Origin of the sequence: Rhizobium sp. S96 (genome assembly GCF_030382195.1) — a bacterium.
Taxonomy (GTDB): domain Bacteria; phylum Pseudomonadota; class Alphaproteobacteria; order Rhizobiales; family Rhizobiaceae; genus Rhizobium.
The window spans coordinates 213968-230317 of sequence record NZ_JAUDRY010000008.1 but is presented as its reverse complement, the minus strand read 5'-3'; the positions used below and the strand labels follow the sequence as shown (position 1 = coordinate 230317).

The following is a 16350-nucleotide window of genomic DNA, read 5'->3' as shown; positions in this document are numbered from 1 at the left end:
GAATATCGTGCGTTCGAATGTCGGAGGATGACATGGGAATACGTGCTGGAAATGGGTGCGTCCGCGTTGTGGCAACGGTTTTGACGGCACTGGGTTTGTGGAGTTTGCCGGTCACCGCGACGTTCGCGCAGGAGCAGGCAAGCGCGGATACAACGACGACCCAGAGCGATGCGCCTCAACTGTTGAGCGAAGATCAACTCGAAGTGCTGGTGGCACGGATCGCGCTCTATCCCGATGAACTGGTCGCGCTGATCAGCTCGGCGTCGATCTATCCGCTGCAGATTGTCGAAGCGTCGCGCTATCTGGACGACGTGCAGAAGAACAAGTCGTTGAAGCCCAAGAGCAACTGGGACGGCAGTGTGGTATCGCTGCTGAACTATCCCGATATCGTCAAGATGATGGCCAATGATCTCGATTGGACGCAGGCCATCGGTGCGGCCATCGCCAATCAGCAGAAGGATGTTCTGGTCGCAATTCAGACGCTCCGGGACAAGGCGGTGGCGGATGGCGTCATCAAGACCGACGACAAGATCAAGGTCGTCAAGCAGAACGACAACGTCGTCATTCAGGCAGCCAATCCCGAAAAGATCTATGTGCCGCACTACCCGCCCGAAATGCTTTATCAGGCGGGGTACCCGCCAGCGCCACTGGCCTATTACCCGGATCCCTATCCCAACTACTACTATCCCACGGCTCCGTATTTCGCGGCCTTCGTGACCGGAGCGGTGTTCGGTGCGGCGGTGGATTGGGACCACTGGGGCGTCTGGGGCGGACGGTACAATGGGAACGACGTCAATATCGATTGCAATAATTGTTTCAACAACATCAACGGCAAGGTGAACTTCAACGACGTGGACTGGAAAAACGTCGATCGGAGCAAGATCAGCTTCGACCAGAACCAGTTCACCAAACTCGACAACACCAACATGCGCGGCAAGATCGAGGCGAACGACACCAATAACGTCAACGCCAAGGCCAAGACCCTGCAAAGCAATGCCGCCAGCGCTGCGAGCAATCGCGTTTCCCCCTCTTCGATCAAGGATGTTCGTGCGAACAAGATCGATGGCGGGCAACCGGGTTCTGCCAATCGTGGCGGCAATGGCAACCTGGCCGGCGCGGGAGCCTCCAGACCCGACACTTCGCCTAAGCGCCCCGACGCAGGAGCAGCTTCGTCCAATCGCCCGGCTGCAAGGCCGAACATGGCAAACAGGCCGGACAACCGGCCGAGCCAGCCGTCCGGACTTGGTGAGGTTCGGTCGGGAAGGGCAGCGCAGATGCAATCCGACAGAGGCGGCAAGGCCATGGGTGGCGGGCAGCACGGTGGCGGGCGGGCGCGCATTCCTCACGGCGAACGCCGCTAGGTCAATCGAACAAAGGACATTCGTCATGATTGAGCATGATCATCGCATGATCTCTCGTTCGATTTTTGGATCGATCGTTGTTTCAGTTCTCCTCCTTGCCGGGACAGGCGTAGCAGCCGACCGACCGGCTTTCGAAAACTTTGTCTCGAAGCAAAAGTCGCCTGAATATGCGACGGCCGATGACGCCATGGCGGCCTTCAAGGATGCCGTTGCGGCGTCCGATCTGGACAAGCTGGCCGCGCTACTCGGTGTTGACGCCGCCAAGTTGAAGGCGACCGAGGGTGTAACGGAGACGCTTGCGGCCATCAAGGAAGGAGCGGTCAAGCGGCTGAGCCTGGAGACCAATAAGAGTGGGCAGAGCGTTATCGATGTCGGTGACGAGCAATGGCCGTTTCCCTTCCCCATAACGAAACGCGAGGACGGGAAATGGGCCTTCGACCCGGTCGCGGGTATCGAGGAGATCATCAATCGTCGCATCGGCGAAAACGAACTGCAGACGATCCTCACCATGCGGGCCTATGTCGATGCCCAGGAGGAATACGCGCTTCATGACCACGACGGCGATGGTGTCTTGGAGTATGCGCAGAAGCTCATCAGCACTCCCGGCAAGACGGACGGTCTTTTCTGGCCACCCGGGCAATCCGAAGACGCGAGCCCGGCGGGACCGATCCTCGACTACGCCCAGCTCAAGAAGGCCAAGGACGACAAAGGCTACTTTGGCTACCGCTACAAGATACTGACACGGCAAGGCGCCAATATCGCCGGTGGTGCCTATGATTACATCATCAACGGCAACATGATCGCTGGCTTTGCTCTTGTGGCCTGGCCGGTGAAATATGGCGAGACCGGTGTCCAAACCTTCGTCGTCAATCGCAACGGCATCGTCTACCAAGCCGATCTCGGAGCGGATACGAGCACCATCGCTTCCAGGATGAAGTCGTTTAACCCGGGCGACAAATGGCAAGTGACAGACGACTAGGCCACAGCAAAACAGCCGTTCGGTCGCTGGCTTTGTGGCCTAACTTGCGGTGCGCGCCTTGAGATTTCGGTGTGGCGTGCTATCGGCCGCCGGTTTAGAAGATTTGTGATGAACGACAGATTTCTCTTCGATGGTCCACCTGACGCGGAAACGACCATCCTGCTTGCGCATGGCGCCGGTGGTGCAATGGATTCGGCCTCCATGACCGCGGCCGCTCAGGCGCTCGCGGTTCGAGGTTTTCGCATCGCGCGTTTCGAGTTCGGCTATATGGCGGCTCGTCGCGTTTCCGATTCACGGACACCGCCACCACGCGCCGACAAGCTGATCCCCGAATATGTCGCGGCTGTCCAGGCGCTGCAGGGGAGCGGTCGTCTGATCATCGGCGGCAAGTCGATGGGTGGCCGCGTGGCCAGCATGGTAGCCGATGACCTTCGTGCCAAAGGCGAAATCGTCGGTCTTCTGTGCCTCGGCTATCCCTTCCACCCGCCGGGAAAGCCCGAGCAGTTGCGCACTGCGCATCTCGCGCAGCTGAAGACACCCACGCTCATATGCCAGGGCACGCGCGATGAGTTCGGGACAAAGGACGAGGTCGCCACCTACGTCCTCTCACCCGCTATCGATGTTCTCTGGCTTGAGGACGGCGATCACGATCTCAAGCCGCGCAAGAAGATCTCCGGATTCAGCGCCGCCGATCACCTTTCCACCATGGCCGCCCGCGTCGAGGTGTGGGCCAAGGGTCTGGATCGACATCAAGCGTCGTGATCGCGCGCGCTTGACGGATGCGGCCCGGTTGGGCATGTTCGCTTGCAGGGTGTACCGTGCATTTCTACGATCCTGTGGCGCATGTTTGGGGGACAGGCATGACGAAGCGCGTGGCATGTTTATGGATTTCCGTATCAGTGCTTGCAGCCGTCTTCGGTCTTGGTGGCCGGGCAAACGCTGCCGATCTCTTGATCGCCATGCCCAATTGGCCTTCGGGCCAGGCGACGGCGAACATCCTGAAAGTGGGGATCGCCAAGGAATTCGGACTTGATGCCGACGTTCAGGAAATCGGTACGCTCAATGCTTTCGTCGGTCTTGAGAACGGCACGGTGGATATTCACCCCGAGGTCTGGCGGCCGAACCTTGACGACGTCATCAAGAAATTCGTGACGGACAAGGGTGTCGTCGTACTCAGCAAGCGCGGTGTGGCTGCATGGCAGGGGATTTGCGCGACACCGAGTGCCGTCGAGAAGGGTTTGCAGACGATCGACGATCTGAGCGATCCGGAAAAGACCAAGATTCTCGACACCGATGGTGATGGCAAGGGCGAGATGTGGATCGGCGCCCCTACATGGTCATCGACAGGAATCGAGCGCGTTCGGGCGAATACCTATGGTTATGCGAAGAACCTGACCTTGGTCGAAGCCGAGGAGGAAGTCGCCATGGCAGGGCTCGACGCGGCAGTCGCGACCAACCAGCCGATGGTTTTCGCGTGCTACGCGCCACACTTCATCTTCGATCTCCACAAGATCGCGCGGATCAAGGAACCGCCGCACGACGCCGGCAAATGGAAGCTCGTCAGCGCTGCCGATCCGCTGTGGATCAGCAAATCAACGGCCTCTACGGCGTGGAGTGCCGCGGAATTCCACATCGCCTACTCGAAGACGTTCGAAAAGAAGCACGCCAATATCGCGGCATTTCTGGAGAAGGTCGACTTCTCCCCGGAGGAGGTAACCGCGATGAGCTATGCGCTCGAGGTGGAGCGCCAGACGCCGTCGGACTACGCAAAGAAATGGGTCGCGGATAACGCAAACCGGGTCGATGGGTGGGCGAAACAATGACGGCAAGCTTCCAACATCTCCGAAAGACCAAGGCAGCCGCCATCGTGGTCGCGGCCTTTGCCTCGCTGGTTCCGTTGATCGCCTGGGCGCAAACGCAGATCTATGATCCCAAGACGCACACCTGGGTCGATTACGACAAGAAGAAAGCGCGGCAATATTATGCCCGCAACAATCAGCCACCCGAGGCATTCCGCATGCAGACGGTGCCCTTCCGTACGGCGGAACCACCGGGCACGATCATCATCGATGGCAACCAGCATTTTCTCTATCTCGTGCAGCCGGGTGGTCAGGCTATTCGGTACGGCATCGGTGTCGGGCGCGAAGGCTTCGGCTGGGCAGGAATCGTGCGGGTCGGACGAACGGCGGAGTGGCCGACGTGGACGCCGCCGGCCGAGATGGTGGCGCGCGACCCGAATGCCGCGAAATGGGCAGCCGGGATGCCAGGCGGGCCGGACAATCCGCTGGGGGCGAGAGCGCTTTACCTCTACGACGGTGGCCAGGACACGATCTATCGCATCCACGGGACGGCGGAGCCTTGGACAATCGGCCTCGATGTGTCGTCAGGCTGCATTCGCATGAACAACAATGACATCATCGATCTGCATTCACGGATACAGATCGGCGCCAAGGTGATCGTGCTGATGCAGGGTGCCGCGCTCTACAAGGGCGTCTGAGCACCGGCTGACGCAATTTCGGCAGAGGGCTGCCGTGGTTTTGCGTCTGGAATTGCGTGAAGCCAGGCCGAGACTCGCAGAAGAAGACGTGCAGGAAGTACCGACAAATTCCGGAGGGTGGGATACGTGCCGCACAATGACCTTATGACGCGAATTGCAGGCCGGTGGAGTATTCTTGTCGTGGTGGGAGGGGCCGTAATCGGCGGTTGCACACCTCCCGCCCCGCCGCCGGATGCCATGGCACGAACGACCCTGCAAACGGCGCCGGCGGATCTGCAGCTGTTGTGCGCGAATTCCGCAGCCGGGGTTGCCGGCGCGGGCGCCAAGGTTCTGCCAACCGGTTCGCGCGCATTGCCGGACGGCACTTTTGGTGTCGACCTTGATGCCGGCGGCAAGAAATTCTCCTGTGTCGTCGACAACAACGGCACGGTGCGTTCGGTGACGCCGGCAGCGGCCTAAGGCTTGTGTGCTCGCCGGCTGACCGGCGAGCGACAACTCAAACGGCGGTTACGGTGACGACGACCGTCTCAAAACGGGCCGATGTCGCTTCCACGGTAACAGTCCCGGTCAATCCCGTTGCCTCCAGCCAGAAGCCGGCCGTTCCGCCTTGCAGCGGCACGCAGTTCGGGCCGACGATCTTGGCCGGCCCATTGACCCGAAGGGTGATGCTCTCGTTGAGGAACGGCAGTCGGTGACCGTGCTGGTCGAGCGCGCGGATGATCACACGCGTCATGTCGCGTTCACGCGCCTTGAGCGTGCTGTTGTCGGCAACCAGCTCCAGCGTTGTTGGCAGCGGATCGGCTGCGAACGTCAGATGGGCAACCGGTTCTCCGTCGATATAGCCCGTGAATTTCCCGTCGATCCAGGCGAGGCCCCAGGTGCCCAACTCGTCCGCCGTAAAGTGGCGATGATCGAGAACGACCGGGGGATGCGGCAGGTGAGGGTAGTTCTCGCGGTCCGGGCCGATACGCTTCGTCACCGAGCCGTAGGTCAACTCCACCTCGTCGCAGTTGGTCAGCACGATAAGCGGCAGAACACCGCCGATGTTGCGTTCGCCACGCGCCCAGAAGGTTACGGGCTTCATGATGACTTCGTCGGACGGGTCACATTGGCTGGCGTAAACGTAAGCCGCGAATTTCGGTTCGCGAAACATGTCCATGACGCCGTGGTAGCAGATGCGGTCGCCTGAGCCGAAATCCTTGTGTGTGTTGTAGTCGAACATGCACCAGCCGATCGCGCCCGCGATATCGGGATCACCGTAGGCGGCGTTCAGCACTTCGAGGTGGCGGCGCACATGTTCGGCCTGGCGCGCCTCCTGGTCATAGATCTTGGTCGGATACATGTGGCCACCGAACTCGGTGATCATGTACGGCACCTTGCGAGACAGTCCCGTGCTTTCCTGCTGTGGGCGTAGTGCGGTGCGCGGGCGATTGACGCCGGGCAGTTCCTCGTTGCCGAGGATGAAGTCGTTCATCGTGTAGACGTCTTCGAGCAGTTCGCTGTCGGTGATGTAGCGGACGCCCCCGGTCTGCCGGGTCGGGTCGAGTTCGCGCGCAAGGCGGTTCGTTTCCGCATAGAAATCGTGGCTGTCCTGCGATTCATTGATGCGCACGCCCCATATGACGATGGACGGATGGTTCCAGTCTCGCTCGATCATGCGCCGTACGTTGCGGATCGACTCCTGCTGCCACTCCTCGTCGCCGATATGCTGCCAGCCCGGAATTTCCTCGAAAACCAGGAGGCCGATACGGTCGCATTGGTCGAGAAACCACTTCGACTGCGGATAGTGCGACGTGCGCACCATGTTGCATTTCAACACGGTCTTCATGATGTCGGCATCGCGCTCCTGCGCGGAGCGCCCGGCGGCATAGCCGACATAGGGGAAGGCCTGATGGCGGTTGAGCCCGCGCAGTTTCAGCGGCTTGCCGTTCAGCAGAAAGCCGTCCGGTGTGAACTCGGCCGAGCGGAAGCCGAAATGGGAGGAGAGCCGATCGGAACCGTGGCTCGTCGCCAGTTCGACGTTGATGCTGTAAAGCGCCGGGGTGTCGAGACTCCAGAGCGCTATGTCGGTCAGGCCGTGGAAGGATAGCGTAACCGCTTCTCCAGTCGTTTCGCCCGATGTGGTCGCAAGCACCGTCCCGTTGGCATCTTTCAATGTCGCCGTCAACGTGCCGAGGAAGTCGACAGCCTGCGGATTGGCGAGGTCGATCCGGACCGTCGCTGTTTTCTCGTCATTCAGAACGTCCCGGGTTTCGATCTTGAGATTGCTGATAGAGACCGGATCGGTAACCTTGAGCCATACGTCGCGATAGATGCCGGCATAGGTGAGGTAATCGATCGCGCCGCCGAAGGGCGGAATAGCCGGGTTTTCGCTGCCGTCGATCTTCACGGCGATCAGGTTGTCGCCCTTGATGAGCTTGCCGGTGAGCCGTGCCTCGAAGGGTGTGTAACCATCCTTGTGCGCAATGATCTCCTCACCATTCAGATAAACGACGGCATCGGCCATGGCCGCGTCGAAAACGAGCGACACCTCGCGACCCGTGAACTCCGGCATCCAGCGCAGGAGCTTCTGATAGGTGAAGGCCCGCTGGTAAGACTTTTCATCGAAATAATTGAACGGCAGCTCTACCGCCGTGTGCGGCAGGCTGACCAATTGTCTGCCGTCGAAACTGTCGAGCAGGCGCTGGGCGAACCCTTCGTGAAAAGCCCATGATTCATTGAACGAGACGACGGAACGCATCTCATGCTCCTTGGAAAGAAAATTGCAGAGGACGGCGTTAGGGATATTGTGCGCCGTTGGTCGTGGTGTAGATCGAGTACACCGATTGTGTCGCCGTTATGAACAGACGGTTCTTCTTGGGCCCGCCGAAGGTCAGGTTCGAGACGGTCTGCGGCACCTTTATCTTGCCCAGCAGCGTGCCGTCCGGCGCGATGCAGTGAACGCCATCCGCCGCGCTGCTCCACAGGTTCCCCTGAACATCGAAACGGAAACCGTCTGGAACGCCGGTTTCGATCGAGCAGAAGTAGCGGCTGTTTGTCAGTTTGCGGCCGTCGGAGACATCGAAGATGCGGATATGGCGGGGCACATCGTGATCGGACGAGCCGGAATCGGCGATGTAGAGCTGCTTTTCGTCGGGCGAGAAGGCGAGGCCGTTCGGTTGGATGAAATCGGTCGCGACGGCATCGATTTCGCCCGTTGCGGCATCGATCCGGTAGACGTTCCGGGTTTCCTGCTCGGGCTCGGCTTTGTGGCCCTCATAGTCAGACATGATGCCGTAGCTCGGATCGCTGAACCAGATCGAGCCGTCCGACTTGACGACCACGTCGTTCGGCGAATTCAGACGTTTGCCCTGGTAGCTGTCGGCGAGCACGGTGATGCGGCCATCGGGTTCGGTGCGCGTCACGCGCCGGCCGCCATGTTCACAGGACACGAGGCGACCCTGCCGGTCTCGGGTGTTGCCGTTCACATAATTGGACGGTGCGCGAAAGACCGATACGCCGCCATCCGGCACCCAGCGCATGATGCGCTCGTTGGGAATGTCGCTCCAAAGCAGGCAATTGAGATCGGAAAACCAGACCGGTCCTTCCGCCCAGCGGCACCCGGAATAAAGCTCTTCAAGCCTGGCACTACCGGCGATCAGACTGCGGAAACGTTCGTCACGAACCTCGTAAGGCGCATCTTGCGACACGATCTGGCTCCTCCCAAAGCGATGTGACTCCCTTCGTAAACGTAAACGGAGGAGCGTGCCAGATGCCAACAGCGCAAAAATCGATAGTGTGGCTGCTTTGCCGTAGGTGCGGTTTCGAGATCGACCGGGGCCGCATGCGCAGATCGCGAACGGAGGTTTGTCTTTTCCTCGCCGGGAAAATCAGGCTAGTTCTTTTCCGGCAGCGAGGTGGTGACATGGAACACAGCGATATTGGAACGGTTGCGGCCTGGTTGACCGAACAGGGGCTGAAGGGCGTCTCGGAGTCCGATCTGCTGACGGGCTTTTGCGGCATATGCCGCGACTTCGGCCTGCCGATCGATCGCGGCATGGCGCTGATGGATACGCTGCATCCAGTACACGAAGGTCGCGCGTTCCGCTGGGACAGCCAAGAAGACATAGAGCCGGAATTCGCCTACGGCCCCACCGGCGGCGAGGGAAACTCGCTCGAGAGCTGGCACAGGTCGGCCTTCTATTATCTCTGGGCCGGGACTGAAAACGAGGTGCGCCGCCGCATCGGCTTCGGCGATCCGACCGACTTCTCGATGCTCGAGAAGATGGCCAAGGACGGACATACTGATTTCGTCGCGATGGTCCACCGTTTTGCCAAGGCCGGCACGATCGGTGAGATGGATTGCTTCTTCTCACATTTCTCGACGCGCCATCCGGAGGGGTTTTCGGATCATGAAATGATGATCCTTCGCAAGCTCGTGCCGGTACTGGCGCTTGCGATCAAGTGCATCGCGCTCGGGCGGATCGCGCGCACCATTGCGGAGGTCTATCTCGGAGAGGATGCCGCGCGCCAGGTTCTCGACGGCAAGATCATGCGCGGAAAGTCCGAGCGCATCTCCGCTGCGCTGTGGTTTTCCGATCTCATGAACTACACGAAGATATCCGACAGCGCGCCGCCGGAAGAGATCCTTCCAATGCTGAATGCGTATAGCGACGTGGTCATTTCGGCTATTCACGAGGCTGGGGGAAACGTTCTGAAGCTGATCGGCGACGGCGTGCTGGCAATTTTCAAGGCCGATGACCCGGTGGACGCCTGCAGCGCCGCACTGAGCGCCGAACGGCTCCTCAGGGAGAAGCTCGCGCGGTTGAATGACGAGCGTGCGCTGGAGGAACGACCGACCACCGATGTTTATCTCGGCCTCCACATCGGCGATGTCTTCTACGGCAATATCGGCAGCATGGAGCGGCTGGACTTCACGGTCATCGGACCCGCGGTGAACGAGGTGAGCCGCATTGCGTCGATGTGCCGGTCGGTTGATTTCAACGTGCTGATGTCCTCGGACTTCGTTGCGAACATTCCGCAAGAGACCCGTGATCGGTTGGCCTGCGTCGGTCGCTACGCGTTGCGGGGCGTGCAGCGAGCCCAGGAACTCTACACGCTCGATACCGGCCGCATCATGAGCTGATCGCGCAGGCCGAGGCGATCAAATTTCGCATGCCTGTCGCCTTCCTGATTTAGAGGATTATATCCAGCGGCGAGGGTCCGTTGCGCCTCTCGAACGAACGGCGCGGCTTGTTCGCTGCGTTCGACGAAAACTCAATCAACAGGAGAACGGCATGCAGATCAATCGTACAGCTTCCGCACAGTGGTCGGGCGGTCTCAAGGACGGCAAGGGCCAGATTTCGACGCAAAGCGGCGCGCTGAAGTCCTACCCTTATGGCTTTGCAAGCCGCTTCGAAGGCCTCCCGGGCACCAACCCGGAAGAACTGATCGGCGCGGCCCATGCCGGCTGCTTCACGATGGCCCTGTCGTTGATACTCAACGAGGCTGGCTTTACGGCCGACAATATGGAAACAACCGCAAAGGTAACGCTGGAGAGCGTTGAAGGTGGTTTTGCCATCAGCGCGATCCAGCTGACGCTGCGCGGCAGTGTTCCGAATGCAGATGAAAAGACCTTCATCGAACTTGCAAACAAGGCGAAGGCCGGTTGCCCGGTTTCGAAGGCACTGTCGGCGGTTCCGATTTCCCTGGATGTTCAGCTCATCTAGGTTCCAGTGAGCAGAAATGCCGCGTGCCGCGGCTAGCGGCACGCATACATCACGTTGCTCTCTTTAAATTTCTCTTTCATTTGAAGCGATTACACTGCAGCATCCGCTGCGCAGGTCCGTAGTGTGTCCTGCCATCATCCCGCATTTTCATTGCCCATTCTTTTGACCCGCCTTCATCAAGGGAGTTAAACCATGTCGGGAATAGCAGCTCTTACTTTGTTTCATGTCATTGTCAGCCTGATCGCGATCGTTGCCGGTGTCGCGCTTGCCTATGGGCTTATTTCAGGAAAGCGCTTCGACCGGTGGACCGCCTTGTTCATGCTGACCACGGCGGTCACGGTCCTGACGGGCTTCGTCTTTCCCTATAATGGCTTCACGCCGGGGATCGGCGTCGGCATCATTTGCGTCCTGGTCTTCATACCCACGGCACTCGCCCGCTATCGTTTTGGGATGGCTGGTTTCTGGCGCCCCGTCTTCATCGTGGGCGCGCTCGCGCTCTTCTACTTCAACTGTCTGGTCTTCGTCGTTCAGTCATTCCAGAAGATAACACCCCTCAACGCGCTGGCGCCGACCGGGGGAGAGCCGATCATCGGCATCGTGCAGGCAATTGTTTTCCTTGCATTTCTGATTGTCGGCTATCTCAGCCTTCGCCGCTTTCGCCCAGTTGTGGCCGGCTTCTAGGTCGTTCTGCCGCAGCACAGCAGATTGACAAATGCCACTTGATGTTTTACGACTGACGAAATTCAAAAATCGTCAGTCGTAATTCAGGTGTGCAGAACTCATGAACGACATCGCCGAAAACGCCCTTGATTCAACGCGACAGGAGAATGTGACCCGCATTCTCGATGCCGCCGAAAGGCTGTTTCGCCACTACGGTTACTCGAAGACCACGGTTGCGGACATCGCCCGCGACCTAGGCATGTCGCCCGCCAACGTCTATCGCTTCTTCTCTTCCAAGGTCGAAATCCACCAGGCAATCTGCGGCCGGATGCTGGCTGCCAGCTACCAGCAGGCCTATGACATTTGTCATCTCCCCCTCAGTGCTTCCGAGCGGCTCAGCCGTTTCGTCCGTGGTCAGTACGAGATGACCGTCGAGACCATGATCGACCAGGAGAAGGTGCATGAGATGGTCGTCGTTGCCATCGAGCGCGACTGGCACGTGATCGAAAAGCATGTCGATAGCATTCACGACCTGCTGGCCGAGGTGATCCGCGAGGGCATCGAGGCCGGCGAATTCGTCGATCAGGACCCCGCCGCGGCATCGCGCTGCTTCGGGGCTGCGACGACGACGCTCTGCCACCCGATCATGGTGGCCCAATGTCTTGCCAAGACCAACCGCGCGACGGTGGATGAACTGATCGATTTCTCGATCAGGGCACTGAAGAAATAGCCCGACGGTCAGGCCGCCGCGCAGCTCAACACACAAAACCATTTTAGGAGTGCGAAAGATGATTTCGCTGAAGACAGTCAAGTTGCCGTCCGTTGCCAGTTTCGTGCTTCTCGGCGTGGTATCGCTCGCCGTTTCCGGCTGCAGCGATGAGAAGAAGGCTGAGACGAAGGAGATCCTGCGGCCCGTCAAGGTGGTCGAGATCACCAAGGCCGGCGATACGCGCTCGCTTGACTATTCCGGTGCCGTCAAGGCGCGAGTCGAGATGAACCTCGGCTTCCGCGTTGCCGGCAAGATCACCGAGCGGCGTGTCAATATCGGCGACCGCGTGCAGCCGGGCGATCTTATCGCGCGCATCGACGCGACCGATTACGAACTTGCAACGAAAACGGCCGAGGCGAACCTTGCCGCCGCTGAAAAGGGCGTCGGCACCGCCGATCTTGCCAACAAGCGCGCGCAGCAGCTGTTCGATAGGAGCGTGACAGCAAAATCGCAGTTGGAGCAGGCGTCGCTGAGCTACGACCAGGCCGTCTCCACCCGCGATGCCGCAGCTTCCTCGCTCGATCAGGCTAGAAACCAGGTGAGCTATGCCGAGCTGAAGGCCGACCAGAGCGGCATCGTCACGGCGATCAGTGCCGATGTCGGTGCGGTCGTTGCAGCCGGTACGCCGGTAGCGACGGTCGCGCTCGACGGCGAAAAGGAAGTGCAGATCGCGGTGCCGGAAAACGACATCGCGCAGTTCAAGCCGGGCAAGGGGGTGAAGGCAAGCTTCTGGTCAGACAACAAACTGGTTCTTGAAGGCAAGGTGCGCGAAGTTTCGGGAAGCGCCGATGCGCAGTCGCGGACATTTGCGGTTCGCGTCAGCCTGCCGAACGATGACCGCGTTCTGCTCGGCATGACGGCGACGATCGAGGCTGATGTCAACAACACGAATGCCCATGTCGTTATCCCGCTTGCAGCGCTCTCCGAGAAGGATGGCAAGAAGATCGTCTGGGTCGTCGATCGCGATGCGGCGACGGTTCATGCCCGCGATGTCACGGTGGCGGACTTCACCGGCGATGGCGTCAACGTCTCCGACGGCCTGAAGACCGGCGATCTCGTCGTCGCCGCCGGCACACAGTTCATGAACGACAATCTCAAGGTCAAGCTGCCGGGCCAGCAGTCGGCATCCGCCGAAGCTGGGTCCGAAACTGGCGACGTCGTTCGCTAAGCGGTCAGGAGAGGGAACGGGACAATGGACAACTCCACCACCGAGAAGAAGCCCTTCAACCTGTCGCGCTGGGCGATCGGCCATCCGAGCATCGCGCGCTTCCTGTTCGGGCTCATCCTGATCACCGGCGTGCTCGGGCTGACGCGCATGGGCCAGAAGGAAGATCCTGACTTCACCTTCCGCGTCATGGTCGTGCAGGCCGTGTGGCCGGGCTCGTCCATCCAGGAGATGGAAGACCAGGTGGTCAACAAGATCGAACGCAAGCTGCAGGAAACTCCGCATATCGACTGGGTGAAGTCCTATACGCGCGCCGGTTCCGCCGTCATTACCCTGCAGGTCAAGGGCGACACCAACGCGGCGCAGGTTGCCGACGCCTTCTACCAGGTGCGCAAGAAGGTCGGCGATATCGCGAACGAATTGCCGGAAGGCCTGCTCGGTCCCTATTTCAACGACGAGTTCGGCGACACCTTCATCACGCTGCATTCGATCAGCGGCGACGGCTACAGCTATCCGGAGCTGAAGAAATTCGCGATCCAGGCACGCGACATGCTTCTGACGACGCCGGGCGTCGAGAAGGCGGTCATCATCGGTGATCAGCCGGAGAAGATCTATATCGACGTCTCCTCCAAGGCGCTCGCAGAACGCGGGCTGACCATTCTCGACCTGCAGAATGCTATCAAGGGCCAGAACAGTGTCGATCCGGCAGGCTCGGTCGATACCGGCACGCGCTCGGTGCGCATCGCCGTCGAAGGCGACGTGACCAAGGCCGCCGATATCCGCGAGCTCCGGCTCAAGGCCGGCAATCAGGTGACGCGTCTCGGCGATATTGCCACCGTCTATTCCGGTCTCGAAGATCCCTATCAGAAGAAGTACCGCTTCAATGGCCACGAGAGCGTCCAGGTGGGCGTCGTTATGGCCAAGGGCTTCAAGGTCACCGATGTCGGCAAGGATGTCGAGGCGACCTACAAGCACTTCGAAGAATCGCTGCCCTATGGCGTGGCTGTCGACCAGATCTCCAACCAGCCTGATGTCGTCACCGATGCGGTGAGCGAGTTCATGCACGCGCTTGGTGAAGCGCTGGCCATCGTTCTCGTCGTCTCGTTCCTGTCGATCGGCTGGCGCTCGGGTCTCGTCATCGCGATCGCTATCCCGCTGGTGCTGGCCGCGACCTTTGCCATCATGTACGAGCTCGGTATCGACCTGCAGCGTATTTCGCTGGGCGCGTTGATCATCGCGCTCGGGTTGCTGGTCGACGATGCGATGATCGTGGTCGAGTTGATGGAGCGAAAGCTCGAAGAGGGGCTGGTGAAGATCGAGGCGGCGAGTTTCGCCTACTCCTCGACCGCTTTTCCGATGCTGACGGGTACTCTCATCACCACGGCCGGTTTTATTCCGGTTGGTTTCGCGGCCTCCACCGCCGGCGAATATGTGCGCACGCTGTTTTATGTCGTCGGCATCGCGCTTGTGGTCTCGTGGTTCGTGGCGGTCTATTTCACGCCGTGGCTCGGCTACATGATCCTGAAGCAGCGCCAGCATGCCGGCGGCGCGCATCATGATGCCTTCGACACCAGCTTCTATCGCCGGCTGCGATCGACGGTCGGCTGGGCGGTCCGCCATCGGATCATCGTTGTCGCCATGACGCTGGTGACCTTCGCCACCAGCCTTTGGGCCTTCCAGTTCATTCCGCAGAACTTCTTCCCGCAGTCCTCGCGTCCCGAGATCCTCGTCGATCTCTGGCTGCCTGAGGGTACCAGCATCAAGGAAGTCGAGAAGCAATCGAAGGCGCTCGAAGCCAAGATCATGGATGACAAGGACAAGAAGTTCGTCGCCACCTATATCGGCGAAGGCGCACCACGCTTCTTCCTGCCGCTCGACCAGCAGCTTCCGAACCCGAACTTCGCGCAGCTGCTGATCATGGCAAACGACGAGCCGGCCCGCGAACGGCTGATCGTCAAGCTGCGGACGATCCTTGCCGAGGACTTCCCTGACATTCGTGGCAAGGTCGACCGTCTGTTCCTCGGCCCGCCGACCGGTTGGCCCGTGCAGATGCGCGTCATGGGTCCGGATCGCCAGGAAGTCCGTAAGATCGCTGACGAGGTGAAGGCGAAATTCCAGGCCAATCCGCTGCTCGGCGCCATTCACGATGACTGGCTGGAGCAGGTGCCGGCGATGAAGCTGGTGATCGACCAGGATCGTGCCCGTGCGCTGGGCGTTACCTCGCAACGCGTCCGCCAGATGCTGCAGACGGCGATGTCCGGCGCACCGCTCGATGATTTCCGCGATGGCGAGGAAACGGTTTCGATCGTTGCCCGCGAGCCGGATGCCAATCGCTCGCTGCTGTCGGCCGTCAACTCGGTCTACGTGCCGACGGACTTCGGCGGCTTCGTGCCGGTCTCGCAGATCGCCAAGGTGGTGCCTGTTCTCGAGCAGGGTATCGAGTGGCGGCGTGATCGTCTGCCGACGATCAGCATCCGTGCGACGCTTCCCGATGGCGTGCAGTCAAATGACGTCGTCATGAAGATGTATGCCGATCTGCAGCCGCTGCGTGACAATCTGCCGGCCGGCTACAAGGTCGAGATCCAGGGTGGCGCGGAAGATTCCGCCGAAAGCCAGGCATCGATCGCAGCCAAGGCACCGATCATGCTTGTCGTCATCGTCCTGCTCCTGATGGCGCAGCTGCAGCACTTTGGCAAAGCGATGCTGGTGCTGGCGACTGGCCCGCTCGGCATCATCGGCGCTGCTGCGGCACTGCTGATCTCCGGCGCGCCCTTCGGCTTCGTCGCGATCCTCGGCGTCATCGCGCTGCTCGGCATCATCATCCGTAACTCGATCATTCTCGTCGATCAGATCGACCAGGATATCAAGGCGGGGATGCATCGACAGGAGGCGATTGTCGGCGCGGCGGTGCGCCGTTTCCGCCCGATCATGCTGACGGCGCTAACGGCGGTTCTGGCGCTGATCCCGATCTCGCGCGGCGTGTTCTGGGGTCCGCTCGCCTACGCCATGATGGGCGGCATTCTGGTCGCAACGGTTCTGACGATCCTGGTGTTGCCGGCGGCCTACGCACTGTTCTTCGGCAAGGAGCCGAAGACGAAGGAAGACGAAAAGAGCCTCGCGTCGAACAGCAACGACGCGGCGCCCGATCACCATCAGCCTCCGGCGGTGGCGGCAGAGTAAACAAAAATGGCGCGGTGAAGACCGCGCCATT

At 60.2% G+C, this 16350-nt stretch carries 14 protein-coding genes; 12 read left to right on the top strand and 2 right to left on the bottom strand.

Annotation, left to right across the window (positions count from 1 at the left end; translation table 11 throughout):
- Positions 1 to 32: 32 nt before the first annotated feature.
- From QTL94_RS10900 to QTL94_RS10875, 6 genes are all read left to right on the top strand, one after another.
- Positions 33 to 1361, top strand: coding sequence for a DUF3300 domain-containing protein (locus tag QTL94_RS10900; protein WP_289801535.1), 1329 nt, complete (start codon positions 33 to 35; stop codon positions 1359 to 1361).
- Positions 1362 to 1386: 25 nt separating this feature from the next.
- Positions 1387 to 2340 (top strand): DUF2950 domain-containing protein, encoded by a 954-nt coding sequence (locus QTL94_RS10895; RefSeq protein ID WP_289801534.1) that lies wholly within the window; start codon positions 1387 to 1389, stop codon positions 2338 to 2340.
- A 108-nt stretch (positions 2341 to 2448) separates the two neighbouring features.
- The gene (locus QTL94_RS10890) at positions 2449 to 3102 is read left to right on the top strand and encodes an alpha/beta hydrolase family protein (RefSeq protein ID WP_289801533.1); all 654 of its coding nucleotides are present in this window, start codon (positions 2449 to 2451) and stop codon (positions 3100 to 3102) included.
- Between the two features lie 197 nt (positions 3103 to 3299).
- Positions 3300 to 4163 carry an ABC transporter substrate-binding protein gene (locus QTL94_RS10885; protein WP_289801566.1) on the top strand — a complete coding sequence of 288 codons (864 nt, stop codon included), beginning with the start codon at positions 3300 to 3302 and terminating at the stop codon, positions 4161 to 4163.
- On the top strand, positions 4160 to 4837 hold the full coding sequence (locus QTL94_RS10880) for a L,D-transpeptidase (RefSeq protein WP_113523701.1): 678 nt from the start codon (positions 4160 to 4162) through the stop codon (positions 4835 to 4837). Before QTL94_RS10885 ends, QTL94_RS10880 begins: the two co-directional genes overlap by 4 nt.
- A 144-nt stretch (positions 4838 to 4981) precedes the next feature.
- Positions 4982 to 5296 carry a hypothetical protein gene (locus QTL94_RS10875; RefSeq protein WP_502944119.1) on the top strand — a complete coding sequence of 105 codons (315 nt, stop codon included), beginning with the start codon at positions 4982 to 4984 and terminating at the stop codon, positions 5294 to 5296.
- 37 nt (positions 5297 to 5333) lie between these two features.
- Here the strand turns inward: QTL94_RS10875 and QTL94_RS10870 are convergent, their stop codons facing one another.
- Together QTL94_RS10870 and QTL94_RS10865 are read right to left on the bottom strand one after the other, a co-directional pair.
- On the bottom strand, positions 5334 to 7577 hold the full coding sequence (locus tag QTL94_RS10870; RefSeq protein ID WP_289801532.1) for a glycoside hydrolase family 2 protein: 2244 nt from the start codon (positions 7575 to 7577) through the stop codon (positions 5334 to 5336).
- A gap of 37 nt (positions 7578 to 7614) precedes the next feature.
- Positions 7615 to 8526, bottom strand: a complete 912-nt coding sequence (locus QTL94_RS10865; RefSeq protein ID WP_065694646.1) for an SMP-30/gluconolactonase/LRE family protein — start codon at positions 8524 to 8526, stop codon at positions 7615 to 7617.
- A 215-nt stretch (positions 8527 to 8741) separates the two neighbouring features.
- On the opposite strand from QTL94_RS10865, the gene QTL94_RS10860 reads away from it, so the two are divergent.
- The 6 genes from QTL94_RS10860 (at position 8742) to QTL94_RS10835 (ending at position 16319) form a co-directional block, all read left to right on the top strand.
- Positions 8742 to 9962, top strand: coding sequence for an adenylate/guanylate cyclase domain-containing protein (locus tag QTL94_RS10860; RefSeq protein ID WP_065694647.1), 1221 nt, complete (start codon positions 8742 to 8744; stop codon positions 9960 to 9962).
- A gap of 151 nt (positions 9963 to 10113) precedes the next feature.
- Complete coding sequence (locus QTL94_RS10855; protein WP_065694648.1) at positions 10114 to 10545, top strand: OsmC family protein; 432 nt, start codon at positions 10114 to 10116, stop codon at positions 10543 to 10545.
- Positions 10546 to 10737: 192 nt separating this feature from the next.
- Positions 10738 to 11226: a hypothetical protein gene (locus QTL94_RS10850; RefSeq protein ID WP_289801531.1), complete on the top strand. Its 489-nt coding sequence runs from the start codon at positions 10738 to 10740 to the stop codon at positions 11224 to 11226.
- Between the two features lie 100 nt (positions 11227 to 11326).
- Entirely contained in the window at positions 11327 to 11935 is a 609-nt protein-coding gene (locus QTL94_RS10845) for a TetR/AcrR family transcriptional regulator (RefSeq protein WP_289801530.1), read from the top strand.
- A 58-nt stretch (positions 11936 to 11993) separates the two neighbouring features.
- On the top strand, positions 11994 to 13142 hold the full coding sequence (locus QTL94_RS10840) for an efflux RND transporter periplasmic adaptor subunit (protein ID WP_289801529.1): 1149 nt from the start codon (positions 11994 to 11996) through the stop codon (positions 13140 to 13142).
- A gap of 24 nt (positions 13143 to 13166) precedes the next feature.
- Entirely contained in the window at positions 13167 to 16319 is a 3153-nt protein-coding gene (locus tag QTL94_RS10835) for an efflux RND transporter permease subunit (protein ID WP_289801528.1), read from the top strand.
- Positions 16320 to 16350: the final 31 nt, after the last annotated feature.